Origin of the sequence: Hippea maritima DSM 10411 (assembly GCF_000194135.1) — a bacterium.
Classification (GTDB): Bacteria; Campylobacterota_A; Desulfurellia; order Desulfurellales; family Hippeaceae; genus Hippea; species Hippea maritima.
Genome location: NC_015318.1, coordinates 770,372 through 784,759, shown reverse-complemented (window position 1 = coordinate 784,759; position 14,388 = coordinate 770,372). Strand labels below are relative to the sequence as shown.

The 14,388-nt window shown below is 35.1% G+C and carries 15 protein-coding genes; 11 read left to right on the top strand and 4 right to left on the bottom strand.

The genetic code is table 11. The features are described from left to right. Positions 1 to 8 precede the first annotated feature (8 nt). Positions 9 to 566 (bottom strand): peptide-methionine (S)-S-oxide reductase MsrA, encoded by a 558-nt coding sequence (gene msrA / locus HIPMA_RS04065; RefSeq protein ID WP_013681802.1) that lies wholly within the window; start codon positions 564 to 566, stop codon positions 9 to 11. Positions 567 to 697: 131 nt separating this feature from the next. On the opposite strand from msrA, the gene HIPMA_RS04060 reads away from it, so the two are divergent. The 11 genes from HIPMA_RS04060 to HIPMA_RS04010 all read left to right on the top strand — a co-directional run bounded on the left by HIPMA_RS04060 (position 698) and on the right by HIPMA_RS04010 (position 11,492). Then, a complete protein-coding gene (locus tag HIPMA_RS04060) occupies positions 698 to 1,924 on the top strand; it encodes a molybdopterin molybdotransferase MoeA (RefSeq protein WP_013681801.1) in 1,227 nt (408 codons plus the stop codon). Between the two features lie 3 nt (positions 1,925 to 1,927). After that, positions 1,928 to 3,736: an aldehyde ferredoxin oxidoreductase family protein gene (locus HIPMA_RS04055; protein WP_013681800.1), complete on the top strand. Its 1,809-nt coding sequence runs from the start codon at positions 1,928 to 1,930 to the stop codon at positions 3,734 to 3,736. A gap of 42 nt (positions 3,737 to 3,778) precedes the next feature. Further along, the gene (locus tag HIPMA_RS04050) at positions 3,779 to 4,057 is read left to right on the top strand and encodes a MoaD family protein (RefSeq protein ID WP_013681799.1); all 279 of its coding nucleotides are present in this window, start codon (positions 3,779 to 3,781) and stop codon (positions 4,055 to 4,057) included. A 5-nt stretch (positions 4,058 to 4,062) separates the two neighbouring features. Then, positions 4,063 to 4,737 carry a HesA/MoeB/ThiF family protein gene (locus HIPMA_RS04045; protein WP_013681798.1) on the top strand — a complete coding sequence of 225 codons (675 nt, stop codon included), beginning with the start codon at positions 4,063 to 4,065 and terminating at the stop codon, positions 4,735 to 4,737. Positions 4,738 to 4,747: 10 nt separating this feature from the next. After that, complete coding sequence (locus HIPMA_RS04040) at positions 4,748 to 5,818, top strand: tungsten cofactor oxidoreductase radical SAM maturase (RefSeq protein WP_013681797.1); 1,071 nt, start codon at positions 4,748 to 4,750, stop codon at positions 5,816 to 5,818. Positions 5,819 to 5,868: 50 nt separating this feature from the next. Further along, the gene (locus HIPMA_RS04035) at positions 5,869 to 6,588 is read left to right on the top strand and encodes a class I SAM-dependent methyltransferase (RefSeq protein WP_013681796.1); all 720 of its coding nucleotides are present in this window, start codon (positions 5,869 to 5,871) and stop codon (positions 6,586 to 6,588) included. Further along, complete coding sequence (wtpA, locus tag HIPMA_RS04030) at positions 6,585 to 7,544, top strand: tungstate ABC transporter substrate-binding protein WtpA (RefSeq protein ID WP_013681795.1); 960 nt, start codon at positions 6,585 to 6,587, stop codon at positions 7,542 to 7,544. Before HIPMA_RS04035 ends, wtpA begins: the two co-directional genes overlap by 4 nt. After that, on the top strand, positions 7,534 to 8,298 hold the full coding sequence (locus HIPMA_RS04025; RefSeq protein ID WP_013681794.1) for an ABC transporter permease: 765 nt from the start codon (positions 7,534 to 7,536) through the stop codon (positions 8,296 to 8,298). Before wtpA ends, HIPMA_RS04025 begins: the two co-directional genes overlap by 11 nt. A gap of 62 nt (positions 8,299 to 8,360) precedes the next feature. Further along, entirely contained in the window at positions 8,361 to 9,377 is a 1,017-nt protein-coding gene (gene waaF / locus HIPMA_RS04020) for a lipopolysaccharide heptosyltransferase II (protein WP_013681793.1), read from the top strand. Continuing rightward, a complete protein-coding gene (locus HIPMA_RS04015) occupies positions 9,374 to 10,372 on the top strand; it encodes a glycosyltransferase family 9 protein (protein ID WP_013681792.1) in 999 nt (332 codons plus the stop codon). Before waaF ends, HIPMA_RS04015 begins: the two co-directional genes overlap by 4 nt. Further along, positions 10,317 to 11,492, top strand: coding sequence for an RtcB family protein (locus tag HIPMA_RS04010; RefSeq protein ID WP_013681791.1), 1,176 nt, complete (start codon positions 10,317 to 10,319; stop codon positions 11,490 to 11,492). The genes HIPMA_RS04015 and HIPMA_RS04010 overlap by 56 nt, the downstream gene beginning before the upstream one ends. On the opposite strand, the gene HIPMA_RS04005 is transcribed toward HIPMA_RS04010, so the two are convergent. Genes HIPMA_RS04005 through HIPMA_RS03995 form a run of 3 tightly spaced genes read right to left on the bottom strand, consistent with a single transcriptional unit; the run spans position 11,489 to position 14,360 of the window. After that, entirely contained in the window at positions 11,489 to 11,818 is a 330-nt protein-coding gene (locus HIPMA_RS04005) for a hypothetical protein (RefSeq protein ID WP_013681790.1), read from the bottom strand. The genes HIPMA_RS04010 and HIPMA_RS04005 overlap by 4 nt on opposite strands. Continuing rightward, complete coding sequence (locus tag HIPMA_RS04000) at positions 11,815 to 12,468, bottom strand: endonuclease III domain-containing protein (RefSeq protein WP_013681789.1); 654 nt, start codon at positions 12,466 to 12,468, stop codon at positions 11,815 to 11,817. The genes HIPMA_RS04005 and HIPMA_RS04000 overlap by 4 nt, the downstream gene beginning before the upstream one ends. Further along, complete coding sequence (locus HIPMA_RS03995) at positions 12,465 to 14,360, bottom strand: SurA N-terminal domain-containing protein (protein ID WP_013681788.1); 1,896 nt, start codon at positions 14,358 to 14,360, stop codon at positions 12,465 to 12,467. Before HIPMA_RS03995 ends, HIPMA_RS04000 begins: the two co-directional genes overlap by 4 nt. Positions 14,361 to 14,388: the final 28 nt, after the last annotated feature.

Sequence of the window (14,388 nt, the reverse complement as noted above, 5' to 3'; positions counted from 1 at the left end):
TAAAAAAATCAATTCTTTAAAAAGTGCTTATCTAAAACCTCTTCAATCCTGCTGCGCCATCTGTTGAAGAAGCACACCCTACCCGAAAACTCGTAATACTGTCTGTAAAGCTTTGGGTTTTTTTCAAAGTATCGCTGATGATAGTCTTCAGCTTCATAGAATTCCTCAAAAGGTAAAATCAGGGTTGTAATCGGCTTTTCAAATAAATTGGATTCTTCTAAAACCCCTTTAGACATAAAAGCCAACTCTTTTTGGCGATCCGTTGTGTAAAAAATAGCGCTCCTGTATTGATTGCCCACATCACAGAATTGGCCATCTGCATCTGTTGGGTCTATATTTAACCAAAAGAGCTTAAGCAAAACCTTATAATCCACAATACCCTGTTCAAACACGAACTTTATTGCTTCAAAATGTCCGGATAATCCAGAGGATACCTTATCGTATGTTGGGTTTTTTAGCTTTCCACCTGTATAGCCAACCTTTAGGTCAACCACACCATCCAGATCGGAATAAACCTTTTCTAAACACCAAAAACACCCACCAGCAAATACAGCTATATTACGCATATTCCCCCCCGGGTAATGATACTAAAAAACTAAAATTTAACAATATCTTTCTATAAATTAAATTTGACAAGTTTTATTTAGAAGTTGTATATTTTTTAAGGAAAAACACATCATCAAGGGAGGATTTATATATGATAACACCATTTGAGGCACTGGATATCATCCTAAACAATATGAAACCACTTGGAAAACAAAAGATTTCGATATTTGAGGCTGATAAAAGGGTTGTAGCCGACTACATCTATTCAAAACTCGATCTACCACCGCAAGATAACTCAGCTATGGACGGATATGCTATAAGATTCAAAGATATTCAACAAATTCCAGCAAAACTAAAAATAAAAGGTACAATAAAAGCAGGTGATAGCATTGACGGGCTAAGCGTAGGAGAAAATGAATGCTTCAGAATTATGACAGGTGCATTTATTCCTAAGGGTGCAGACTGTGTAGTTGAATTTGAAGCAGCCAAAGAGGAAAATGGATATGTTGAAATATTAAAACAAAAAAAACTATATGCAAACATAAGGTTTAAAGGTGAAGACATAGAAAAAAATGCGAGGATAGACCTCATAGGAGAACACCTGAATCCATACAGACTCGCAAGAATTGTTTCGACAGGAAATATATTCATAGATGTTTATACAAAACCACGAATATGCATTATAGCAACAGGTAATGAGCTTGTTTATGCAGGCGATACAACACCTTTTGCTACAATAGATTCAAACAGCCTTTTTGTAAAAAGTCTTTTAAAAGAAGAATTAAATCTGGATATAGATTATTTAGGCATATCCACAGACTCTCAAGAAGACTTAAAAAATCTAATGGAAACTGCTCTAAATTACGATATCATCATAACTACTGCGGGAATATCGTTTGGTGATTATGATGTCGTAACAAACATAGAAAAACAGATAGGGATAGAGTGGTTATTTAAATATGTAAAACAAAAACCAGGGAAGCCGTTTGCGTTTGGTAAAATAAAAGACAGTTTTATATTCTCTTTTCCTGGAAATCCTGTATCTACAGCATTCTGTTCATTTTTCTATCTTTTACCAGCTCTAAAAAAGATGATGGGCTTAAAAAAATACCTACATATACCAATAAAGGCTAAGCTTAAAAAATCAATGGTTAAGAGAAATGATAGGGTACATTTTAACAGAGTTAAGGTTGAATTTAAAAACGATAATTTTTATGCAACACCCTTTGAAACGCAAGGATCAAATATTATCGAATCTATTGCCCAGTGTAACGGATTCGCAATGGTTGAAAGCTTCAGGTTAGGAGAAATAGCAAAGGGTGAGGAAGTAGATGTATTTATGTATGATTTTAAATCTATTTTTGAGAAGAGGAGGTAGAAGATGGCAAATGATTTGTTAAACGTAAAAGTATTGAGGATTAATTTATCTACAGGTGAAATTAAAAGGGAAAAGATTGATCTTGAACTAGTTAGACTCTACTTGGGAGGTAGGGGGTTGGCAAGCAAAATACTCTACGATGAGATAGACCCCGCCATCGACCCTCTTAGCCCTGAGAATAAACTTATATTTGCAAATGGACTACTGACAGGAACATCTGTTCCAACAGGTGGTCGCTATATGGTTGTAACAAAGGGGCCTCTAACAGGCACAATAGCATCAAGTAATTCGGGTGGATTCTTTGGTGCTGAGCTTAGAAAAGCTGGATGGAGTATGGTAATTGTAGAAGGAAAAGCCGAAAAACCGGTTTATATATCTATAAAAGACGACGATGTTCAGATAAAAGATGCAAACCATTTATGGGGTAAGACAACCGATATAACAACTGATGAACTAATTGAAGAATTCGGCGATAAAAGGGCAAGGGTTGCATGCATTGGACCTGCAGGTGAGAATCTGGTTAAATTTGCTGCAATTATGAATGACAAATCAAGAGCCGCAGGAAGAACCGGCGTTGGTGCCGTAATGGGCAGTAAAAACCTAAAAGCAATTGTAGTAAGGGGTTCTGAAAATATAAACGTTATGGATAAAGCAGCTTTTATGGAGGCTGTAAAATCCAAGGTAGATATAATAAGAAAAAACCCGATAACTGGAGAGGGTTTGCCAAAACTCGGTACAAAAGTTTTAGATAGCATCATCAACCAAAGTGGATTGTATCCGACTAAAAACTTTCAATTTGGCACATTTGAGTACACAGAAGAGGTAAACGGCGAAGCATTGGTCAATAAAGGATATTTAGTTGATAACAAAGCCTGTTATGCATGCCCTATAGGATGCGGAAGGGACGTTGTTCTGCCAAATGGCAGGAAAGGTGAAGGTCCAGAGTACGAATCAGGTTGGGCATTCGGAGCAGATTGTGGAGTAGAAGATTTGATTGCAGTAAGTGATGCCAACTTTATGTGTAATGAGCTTGGTCTTGATACAATATCTGCCGGAGGAACAATCGCAGCGGCAATGGAGATGTATGAAAGGGGTTATCTGCCCAAGGAAGATTTAGGAAATGGACCCGAATTAAGATTTGGAAGTAGTGAGTCCTTATTATATTACCTAAAAAAGATAGCATATAGGGAAGGAATTGGAGATAAATTAGCAGAAGGTTCATATAGGTTCTGCCAAGCCTACGGTCATTCAGAACTATCTATGAGTGTTAAGAAACAGGAAATGCCGGCTTACGACCCAAGGGGAGCTCAAGGTCACGGATTGGAATATGCAACAAGCAACAGAGGTGGATGTCATGTTAGGGGTTATATGATATCTCCTGAAGTTTTAGGCGTCCCTGAAAAACTCGATCCACAGAGTTTGGAAGGAAAAGCTGGTTGGGTTAAAATATTCCAGGACTTAACAGCTGTTATAGATTCTGCAGGCTTGTGCCTGTTTAGTTCCTTTGCTTTAAGTGCGGATGATTACACAGAGTTAATCAATGCAGGAACGGGATTCAATTTCACAACAGATGATGTCTTGAAAATTGGTGAAAGAATATGGAATCTTGAGAGAAAATTTAATCTAGAAGCAGGCATATCTCCTGAAGAAGACAAACTACCGAACAGGTTTAAAGAGCCGTTACCTGATGGAGCTCAAAAAGGTTCATTTAGCCATGTGGAGGAGCTACTGCCTAAATATTATGAAGCTCGCGGGTGGAATAGTGATGGTACTATACCAGAAGAAAAACTCAAAGAGTTGAAAATAGCATAAAGAGGGGGGTCTTACCCCTCTTGTTTATTTAGGTTTACAAAAATGGTAAAGATAAGTTTTTATACCCTGTTTAGACTTGATCTTGGAATAAAAGATATAACGTTGGAAATAGATAAAGAAATTTCACTTGAAAAACTACTCCTATTAGCAGAGAGAAAGATAGGTAAAAAATTCACATATAAATTAATAGAAAATGGAAAACTCTTAAACACCGCTATCGTACTTGTAAACGGGAAAAACGTTCATCACTTAGAGGGGCTAAAAACATTGATAAAAAATGGAGATAAAATAGATCTGTTTCCTCCTGGTGGAGGAGGATAATAACTGTGAAGTTCATATCAAGAAACGCCCTCGTTTTTAATAAAAACCAATTAAATAAAATAAATTCCTCTACGGTTGTTATAGCTGGAGTTGGGGGATTGGGTTCTATCGTTAGCGAAATACTCTCAAGGATGAATATAAAGCGACTCATAATAATAGACAACGGTATTGTAGATGAACCTGATCTTGAGCGGCAAACTTTATATGACTATAACGATATAGGAAGAAGAAAGGTTGAAGTTGCAAAGGAAAAGCTAATGAAAAAGACTAAAACATGTCATATAGACACTTTTTTTGAAGATATACAGGAAAACAAGCTATCGAGTATATTAAGAGAAGCAGACGGTTTTGTAGATTGCCTTGATAATTACGAGGGTAGATTTGCACTTGAAAAACAGCTAACAGAAAAACAGTTTCTTATCCACGGTGGGGTTGAAAATACCTACGGACAAATTACAACTATAATAAAAAACAAAACACCCCTTTTAAGTGAAATATATTATGGATTTAAAACAGAAAACAAGATAGTAGGGGTATCTACAACAGCTGTATTTATCATAGCAAGCCTTATGGCTCAAGAGGTGATAAACAATATCATAGGCACCCCAGAATTAATAAACAAGCTTTTGGTGGTAAATTGCGGTGATTTTTCTTTCTCAAAGCTAACTTTAAAACGATAAAGAGGAGTAAATGAAGGACATCTTTAACCTAAAAAACAGCCAAATAATACTAAACGATGATGACGATATAAAACGGGTATATATTGAACTAACGAGCGCATGTAATTTCAACTGCAAAATGTGTTTCAAGAATGCATTTACTGAAAAAGATGGTTTTATGGACAAAAGAACACTTTCAAATCTAAAGAAATCTTTAACATCTCTACCTAAACTAAAAGAGGTTGTTTTGGGCGGGATAGGAGAACCATTAATTCATAATGACTTAAAAGATATTGTGACTTTCCTGAAAGAAGAATTAAAAGTATACGTTATACTGGCTACAAATGGTTATCTACTTGAAAAATTTAGCGATTTTTTTCTAAAAAAACAGTTAGACAACATAGTTATATCAGTTGATACAACAGATATAGGGCACCTAAGCGAAAACATCACATATAAAACAATAAAAACACTTATAGAAAACAGAAAAAGGCTCAAGCTTGATAAACCTGTCATTTCTATAGAAGTGGTTATAGATAGGTTTTCATTGAAAGATTTAACGGAAACTGTAAAGAAATTTGCCAAAATAGGCGTAAAAGATGTTATAATTTCTAATTTATTACCAACTAACATGGCATTTATAGACAGGACATTATACCCAAGTGAAGATAAAGAAATATTAAAGGACCTTCTTAAGGTAGCAACGGGAAATATGTCAATGACCCTTCCTTATTTTTCTATAAAAACAGAGAGAAAATGTAATTTTATTGACAAAAAATCAACTGTTATAAGATGGGATGGGGGCGTTGCTCCCTGTTATAGATTTTTGCACTCATCAAAGGAGTTTGTTCTTGGCAGAGAAAAAACAATCTATACTCATACATTTGGCAATGTAAACAGTGAGAATCTATTAGATATATGGAATAAAAGGGATTACAAATGGTTTAGATTTACCGTAGAGAATGCCCTTTATCCGTCGTGCATAGATTGTAATTTTAACGATTCCTGTAGCTTTGTAAAAGATACAGAGATGGACTGTTGGGGGCTATCTCCATCGTGTGCAGATTGCCTGTGGTCGAGAAATGTAATTATATGCCCCTGAATTAAATAACTTACTTTAATTTTTTGCAAAAGTTGGGTATGTTTTGGTAAATGGGATTTGATGAGGCAGCATTAAATTATTTTTATAGTTCAGACCATAAAAAAGGTGATGATCTTGAATTTTGTAGAAATTATTTTAAAGGTTATCATTTCAATAAGTTCTTGGATGTAGCTTCAGCTGCAGGACACTTTGCTAAAATATTTAAAGCAGATGTAAAAGTGATTTGTGACTTAAGTCTAAATATGCTCAAGGTTGCAAGGGAAAAAAATAATTTTGATAAACTTGTACTTTGTAACGCCTCCAGCCTGCCATTCAAAAATAAAGTTTTCGATATTGTAGGTTGTAGGATTGCGTTTCACCACTTTAAAGATTCAATTATGTTTTTTTCAGAGATAAAAAGGGTTTTAAAAAATCATGGATTTTTTGTTTTGATAGATAGTATTGTAGATATAGAAGATGAGGCATTAAACAAAATTGAAATTATAAGAGATAAAACCCACATAAGAAGCTACACAATTAAGGAAATTTTAACTCTTTCTTCAGGTTTTAGGCTTTTAAGCTTTCACACTATATTCAAAAAACACAACTTTGAAGAATGGGCAAAAAGGCTTTCACCGTCAAAAAGCCACTTTGATATGATAGAAAAAGCTTTTTTGAGATTGCCTGAACACATAAAAGAGCATCTAAAAGTAGAAATCAGAAACAGTCGTGTGGTCTCATATACCGATAAAAAAGGAATTTTCATATTTCAGAAGGAGGATTATTTATGAAATCAATTATTTTGTTTCTTGCTTTTTTATTTTTAATGCCCCAGGCTTTTGCCAAGCAGCCAATAGTCGTATTCCACGCCGGAAGCCTGTCTGTACCATTGAAAAAGGTTGCTCATGCATTCGAGAAAAAATATCCTATGTACAAAATTGTACTTGAGGCAAGTGGATCAAGGATGGCGGCAAGAAAGATAGTAGACTTACGCAAACCCTGCGATATCATGGCATCTGCCGATTATTCTGTTATAGATAACTTGCTTATTAACACTGGGAATGCAAAATTTAACGCGCTGTTTGCAACAAATGAAATGGCTATAGTATTCACTAACAAATCACGTTATGCTAATACGATAAATTCAAATAATTGGACTGATATCTTGCTAAAAAAGGATGTAATAGTAGGACATTCAAACCCAAACGACGATCCCTGTGGTTATAGAGCCATGTTAGTTGTTAAATTATCTGAAAAGTATTACCATAAAAAAGGTCTTTTTAAGCAGTTGTTTGGATACCCTGATTACTACCAAGATGGATTCCAGAAGAAAGGCAAGATAATAGTTAGACCAAAAGAAACAGACTTAATAGCACTTCTGAAGATGCATTATATAGATTACATCTTCCTTTACAAATCAGTAGCTATACAGCATCACCTAAGATATATAGAACTACCTAAAGAGGTTTCCTTATGTTGTAAAAGCTACGATAGGCTCTACAAGACAGTCTCTTTTAGAATTAGCGGTAAAAAACCAGGTGAATTTATAACTAAAAAAGGCTCATCTATGGTCTATGGCCTAACAATACCACAAAATTCAAACTCACCAATAAACAAAAAAGGTGCTGTACTGCTTGTTAAATTTATTCTTTCAAAAGAAGGGCAAGATATAATAAAATCCTGTGGCCAAGGTATAATAAACCCACCAATAATAAAAGGAAATTATTCAATACTCAATGAAAATTAAGCCGCTAAATATCTTGGCTGTTATATTATCATTAACCCTTGTAGCCTTTTTATCAATTCCGCTTTTTGAGATAATATTCTCTCTTCCACCATCAAAACTTATTATTGCCTTAAAAGATAAAATGATACTATCATCAATACTGCTAACGCTTAAGGTTTCAGCTTTTGCTACCTTAACAACAACTATCTTAGGGCTTCCTTTATCTTACATATTGGCCAGATATAATTTTCCTCTAAAGGGGTTAATAGAAGGTATCGTTGATGTTCCCGTTATGATACCACATGTAGCAGCAGGCATAGCTCTTCTAATGGTTTTTGGCTCAGAAGGTATATTTGGAGAAGCTTTTCAAAAATTAGGCATAACCTTTCTGGATACCCAATTTGGCATATTGATCGCCATGATGTTTGTATCAGCACCTTTTTTTATAAATGCAGCCAAAGAGGGGTTTAAGAAAATCGATACAAGAATCGAGCAAGTCGCAAGGACACTTGGGGCAAGCCGCTTTCATGTATTTTTAAAAATTAGCTTACCTCTTGCAAAGAAAGATATACTTAACGGAGCATTGATGATGTGGGGAAGAGGTTTGGGCGAGTTTGGTGCGGTTGTTATAATAGCCTATCATCCAATAACAGCTTCTGTTATGATTTACGATAGGTTTAACTCATTCGGACTTGACTACGCCTTACCTGTTACCACCCTACTTGTAATAATATCGCTGACCATTTTTATAATTGTAAGATTCTTATCGAAATAGGCTTTTACATAAAATCAATCAAATCTTTGAAAAAGCAATAGATTTTTTGATATTATTTAAAGATGTCTAAACGCTACTTGATTGTTCAAACTGCCTTTTTAGGGGATGCGATACTCACAGAACCAATGATAGAAACAATAAAAATCAATAAACCTGACTCATTTATTGGAATCATAGTAATTCCACAGAACACAGAGGTTTTTACTCTAAACCCAAAAATAGATTTAATAATTCCATATGATAAACACGGCAAAGACAATGGTATAATAGGGTTTAAAAAAATTGTAAATTCTATCAAAGATTATAGATTCGATTATCTCATATCGCCCCATATGAGTTTTAGAAGCAGTCTACTTGCATTCTTCTCAAGAATCCCTAAGCGTATTGGTTTTAAAGAAGCAGACGCAAGTTTTCTTTACACCCATAGAGTAAAAAAACCTAAAGGTCTTCATGAAATAGATAAGAACTTAAGGCTTCTTGAGCCTCTAGGCTTTAAAAAACTCATCAGAGATATTAGGCTATATTGGGGTGAGGAGAATAAAAAATTTATTGAGGGCATATTTGAAGCATATAGCATATCATCAGAAGATAAAGTTGTTGTAGTTAACCCATCATCTGTTTGGCCAACAAAAAGATGGCCTAAAGAGTATTATAAAGAACTGGTCAAAATGCTTGCTGATGAAGGTTTAAGAGTTGTGCTTATAGGAACACAAAAAGACATTCAAATCTCTGATTTTGTTAAAAATTCAGACTCAAGAATTGTTGACTTAACGGGCAAAACAAGAATAAAAGACCTATTCTATCTTATAGCCTGGTCCAATCTCTTGATAAGCAACGATTCAGCACCTATTCACATAGCAAGTGCATTCAACACGCCTACTATCGATATATACGGTCCAACTGTACCGGAGTTTGGCTTCTACCCATTAAGTGAGAGAAGTAAGGTAATTCAAATAATAGATCTACCATGTAGACCTTGTGGAAAACACGGAAGCATATCCTGCGCTGAAAAACACTTTAAATGCATGATAGAAATAAAGCCAGAAGAGGTCTTTAAAGCAGCTTTGGAACTATTATGAGATTCCTTATTATTAGATTTTCATCTTTAGGTGATATAATTCAAACAACGGCTTTAGTACACACCTTGAAAAGCCTCTATCCTACATCTACTGTCATATATGTCACAAAACCCGAATTTGAGGAATTACTAAAAAACCAACCTTATATAGATGAGATCTATAGTTTAAAATCGAACATAAAAGACCTTGCAGACAACATAAAAAATGTTGATTGTATCCTGGATTTACACAAAAATCCAAAGAGTATTATGTTAAGTAAACTTATTAAATCAAAATGCATAAAACGGGTTAAAAAGCACACAATATATAGAAGAGCATTGGTTTATAAAATACACCATCCACTCATACAAAGAAAAACCCAGGACAACATAGAAGACCAGCTCAAGCTCCTAAACATCAAAAACGACTCCTCAATAAAACCCAGATTGTTCAGTGAAGTTAGAAAAAAAGACAATGTCGTGGGTATAGCCGTTGGAGCTAGATGGGAAACCAAGATGTGGCCAAAAGAATATTTTAAAGCTTTAATCAAGCTAATCTTGGAGAAAACTGATAAAGATGTCTATCTCTTCGGCTCAAAGAGCGAAAAGCCTATAGCTGATTTTATTATAGACGGTTTTGGAGATAGAGTAAAATCCTTCGTAGGGGAATTATCAATACTTGAAACAATACAAAAAATGGCCTTATGTAATGTGTTTATATCAAACGATTCCGGCTTGATGCATGCTGCTGTAGCCTTAGATATTCCCCTTGTTGCTATATTTGGCCCAACAGTTAAGGGTTTCGGTTTCTTCCCTCGTGGCAATTCGGTGGTTTTAGAAAAAGAACTATCATGTAGGCCATGTTCTCTTCATGGCTCAAGCACCTGCCCCACAGGAAGATTTGACTGCATGTTAAATATATTGCCCGATGAGGTGTTTGAGACTATACTAAAAATAGAAAATGATAAAAAGAATCATAAAGAAGGGCAGAATCCCCATAAAATTATGGACAGATGAGATAGAGGAAGGGGCACTTAGGCAGGCTGAAAATTTATCCAATCTTCCATTCGCTTATAGCCATATAGCTATAATGCCTGACGTTCATGAGGGTTTTGGTATGCCAATTGGAGCAATTGCAGCCTTTGAGGACGTGGTTATACCCCATGCGGTTGGTGTTGATATAGGTTGTGGTATACATGCAATTAAAACAAACTTACCTCAAATTAACAAAAAACAACTCCAGGCTATAGTTAAACTCATAAAAAGTGCAATACCTTTAGGATTTAAGAAACACAAACTACCCCAAGATAAAAACCTTATGCCCAGCCCACTCTCAAAATTAAGTAAAAACTTTGTTACTTACAAGGAATACGATAACGCACTATACTCTCTTGGAACATTAGGGGGCGGTAATCATTTTATAGAATTTCAAGAAGGTAGTGATGGTTTTATCTGGATTATGATACACTCAGGCAGTAGAAATCTAGGTAAACAGGTGGCAGACTATTATCACAGGCTTGCCAAAAAATTAAATGAGAGAATGGGCTACCCTGTTCCTGAAAGCTATGAACTCTTCTTTTTAAGTACAAAGTCACAGGAAGGACAGATGTACCTTGAGGAAATGAACTTTTGTATTGGGTATGCCAAAGCAAATAGAAATCTTATGGCTAAAAGGATCATAGGCATAACAGAAACAGTCTTGAGCAAAAGAGACATTGTTATAGAAGAACATGATGTAATACACAACTACGCAAGCTTAGAGAAACATTTCTCAAAAAAGGTTTGGGTTCATAGAAAAGGAGCAACAAAGGCATCTGAGGGTGATATATGCATAATACTAGGCTCCCAGGGCTCAGAATCCTATATTGCCATAGGTCTTGGAAATGAAGAGAGCTTTAAGTCCTGCTCACACGGTGCAGGCAGAATCCTAAGCAGGCATAAGGCAAGAAAGAGCCTTTCTTTGGCCAATGAAATAAAAAAACTTAACAAATTAGGCATTATACACTCTCTCAACTCAAAAAGGGATTTAGATGAGGCACCTGGCGCTTACAAAGATATAAGTAAAGTAATCCAAAATCAATTAGACTTAATAAAACCCATCATACAACTAAGGCCTCTAGCTGTAATAAAGGGTTAAAAGTTAAAACTTTCGCCAATTTTACCTATTAAAGGTAGAGGCTTAATTTTACCAAGAGCGGCATTGTATATGCCAATTAAGTTCAAAATAAACAGAATAACAGATGCTATCCAACCCATAATCACCCCTGCAAATGGGATAAACCACAAAAAACTGGCAAGTATACTGCATATAAGAAGGGATAGACCCTGTTTTACATGGTAAACGGTATATGGATTGTTCTTCTGCACAACGGCAGGTATGATGATTAAAAGACCCAAATAAGCTAACCAGGCAACAGCCCTTCCCTGCTTTATGTAAATATCCATATTCGTTGTTTTACTCATCGTGATTTATTAACACCCTTCCTTTTGCAATATTTGCTAATGATACACTTAGAACAAAAAGGAGATATAGGTCTGCAAATATTTTGCCCAAACGGTACAAGTAAGTCATTAAACTCTATCCAGTATTTTTTTGGTAATATTTTAGACAGGGCAAATTCAGTCTCCTCTGGTGTTTTTGTATCAACCAATCCAAGCCTATTGGATATTCTATGAACATGAATATCTACACAGATTGCAGGTTTGCCAAACCCTTTGGCAAGCACGAGATTAGCCGTCTTTCTTCCTACATTAGGCAACTTAAGTAATTCATCTAAATCATCTGGAATTTTACCGCCATAATTCTCTATTATAATCCTGGCTATTTTCTTAAGGTTTTTGGCTTTTGTTTTATAAAAACCAACTGGATAGATAAGCCTTTCTATCTCATCCTCATTAAGTTCATTTAGTTTATATATGTTATCTGCAATATCAAAAAGCCTTATCGATGCTCTAAGTGTTGTTTCATCCTTGGTTCTAAGGCTTAAAATTGTTGAAATTAACACCTTATAGGGGTCTTTGTCCTTTGCAACCTGAGTTACAACAGGTTCGACAAAGCCCCTATAGGCCTCTCTTAAAAGTTTGACTACATCATCTATCTGATCTGCCTTCATAATTTCGGGTTTATCTTTATTTTGGTTTGTTTTTTGAGTTTATCGATAAATTTCTCAAGTATCTCGTTTTCTTTCTCCGAAATTAACTCGTTTCTTATACTTTCTTTTAGCTTATTAAATTCTTTCTCATCAAATATCTTATCCGTAACCTCAAAAACGTAGATCTTTTTTCCTTGCTGGCATTTATCTGCATAGCCCTTACCCTTTTGGAAAATTCTACTCATAATATCCTCTTTTAGAGAACAGGGGAATTTATCTGTTGGCATGAGTTTGCTTAAGTTTTTCACCGTTTCAACCTTAAGCTTAAAAGCTAAAGCAACATCTTTGAGTGATTTAGAAGCCTTAATCTGTTTTAGTATATTATCAGCCTGAGCCAGGGCAAGTTTGATTGCCTGCTTTTCTATGTAATCTTTCTTAATTTTATCCTTCACCTTATCAAACGGAGGTATATAGGATGGTTTTTTGTCTGTTAATTTATAAATAACGTAACCAGCACTGGATAGATCAGGTCCAAGGAGAGCACCCTTATTTGAAAGAAGAGCATTTTGAACCATTTTAGCAGTAAAAGGAGTCTGCGGATTTTTCAAACTCATATAGTCAGTTTCTTTAAAAGGCAGGCCAAACTCTTTTGCTGCCTTCTTCATAGACTCTTTCGAATCTCTTATTTTAACAAATATCTTATCCGCCTCAACAAACCACACCTTTTTGGCCTTGTTTGTCTTTAAATAGTCCTTTATTTGGTCTTTAACACTCTTAAAAGGCCTTACAAACGGCTTTTTTATATCTTCAACAAGGGCTATATGATAACCAAACTTTGTCTTAAATGGCTTAGAAATTTCACCCCTTTTAAGTTTAATTATATTATTCCAAAATTCATCAATAACCATATCCTTTGTAACATAGCCAAGCTCTCCGCCTACATTCCTTGTATAATCATCTGAGGAGTATTTTTTGGCTGCCTCTTTAAAGGATATCTTTTTATCTTCAAGAAGCTTATAGACATCATCAGCTTTTTTTCTAAGCTTTGAATCCGTTTGATTATCCTTGCTTGAAATCAGAATATGGGCAACCTTTATTCTCAAAGGCACCTTAAAATAATCTTTATGGGCATTGTAAAATGCCTCTGTTTCATTATCCGTTACTTTGATTTTCTTTTTAACATAGCTCAAAGGTACAACGATATACTCAAATTTGACCATTGTTGGTATACGATAGTCGCTTTTATGCTTTTGATAAAATTTATTGAGTTTCTCATCATCAACCTTAACTTTACTTTTAAAAGAACTTATATCAAACGAAACAAAATCAAGATTTATTTTGGAGTAGTTCTTATCAAAGAAGGACTTTACATCTTTATCGCTTACTTTCACATCTTTAAAAAGTCTCTTTTTTAACTTATCTATGTACAGAGCGGTTTTTAAAGAATCCTCGTAATCTTTAGGGTTTATATTGTTTGCCTTCAAAAGTGCCAAATACTTCTCTTTAGAAAATTTACCGTTGTAATAAAAAGCCTTGTTGGATTCAATAGCTCTGAGCACATCCTCGTTGCTCACTTTTATGCCCTCTTTCTTTGCCTGCTGAAGAAGCAGTGCCCTTTCAACCAAAATATCTATGGCCTTCTGTTTTATATTTAACTTTTTCAAATCATCATCGCTAAAATTACCACCCTTAAGTTGAGTAAGCATCTGGACGTAAAAATTATAAATATTGTTGTAGGTTTTTTGATAATCTTGAAAACTTATTTTTGTATTGCCAACCTCAATAGCCGTGTTGCTGCCCATCGTAAAAGGTCCTCTAACAAAAAGATAAGCCCCACCTATAATAAAAGCTGCCGCAGCAATCCAAAGCACAATGGCAAATCTCTTTATGTTGTTTCTCAAAAAGTCAAGCATAAACAAACCCCCTTTTTAAAAGTATGCC

What these genes read in the sequence shown, in the direction of transcription:
- msrA (WP_013681802.1), bottom strand. Translation starts at nt 566, where the DNA reads ATGCGTAATATAGCTGTATTTGCTGGTGGGTGTTTTTGGTGTTTAGAA.
- HIPMA_RS04060 (WP_013681801.1), top strand. Translation starts at nt 698, where the DNA reads ATGATAACACCATTTGAGGCACTGGATATCATCCTAAACAATATGAAA.
- HIPMA_RS04055 (WP_013681800.1), top strand. Translation starts at nt 1,928, where the DNA reads ATGGCAAATGATTTGTTAAACGTAAAAGTATTGAGGATTAATTTATCT.
- HIPMA_RS04050 (WP_013681799.1), top strand. Translation starts at nt 3,779, where the DNA reads ATGGTAAAGATAAGTTTTTATACCCTGTTTAGACTTGATCTTGGAATA.
- HIPMA_RS04040 (WP_013681797.1), top strand. Translation starts at nt 4,748, where the DNA reads ATGAAGGACATCTTTAACCTAAAAAACAGCCAAATAATACTAAACGAT.
- HIPMA_RS04035 (WP_013681796.1), top strand. Translation starts at nt 5,869, where the DNA reads ATGGGATTTGATGAGGCAGCATTAAATTATTTTTATAGTTCAGACCAT.
- wtpA (WP_013681795.1), top strand. Translation starts at nt 6,585, where the DNA reads ATGAAATCAATTATTTTGTTTCTTGCTTTTTTATTTTTAATGCCCCAG.
- HIPMA_RS04025 (WP_013681794.1), top strand. Translation starts at nt 7,534, where the DNA reads ATGAAAATTAAGCCGCTAAATATCTTGGCTGTTATATTATCATTAACC.
- waaF (WP_013681793.1), top strand. Translation starts at nt 8,361, where the DNA reads ATGTCTAAACGCTACTTGATTGTTCAAACTGCCTTTTTAGGGGATGCG.
- HIPMA_RS04015 (WP_013681792.1), top strand. Translation starts at nt 9,374, where the DNA reads ATGAGATTCCTTATTATTAGATTTTCATCTTTAGGTGATATAATTCAA.
- HIPMA_RS04010 (WP_013681791.1), top strand. Translation starts at nt 10,317, where the DNA reads ATGATAAAAAGAATCATAAAGAAGGGCAGAATCCCCATAAAATTATGG.
- HIPMA_RS04005 (WP_013681790.1), bottom strand. Translation starts at nt 11,818, where the DNA reads ATGAGTAAAACAACGAATATGGATATTTACATAAAGCAGGGAAGGGCT.
- HIPMA_RS04000 (WP_013681789.1), bottom strand. Translation starts at nt 12,468, where the DNA reads ATGAAGGCAGATCAGATAGATGATGTAGTCAAACTTTTAAGAGAGGCC.
- HIPMA_RS03995 (WP_013681788.1), bottom strand. Translation starts at nt 14,360, where the DNA reads ATGCTTGACTTTTTGAGAAACAACATAAAGAGATTTGCCATTGTGCTT.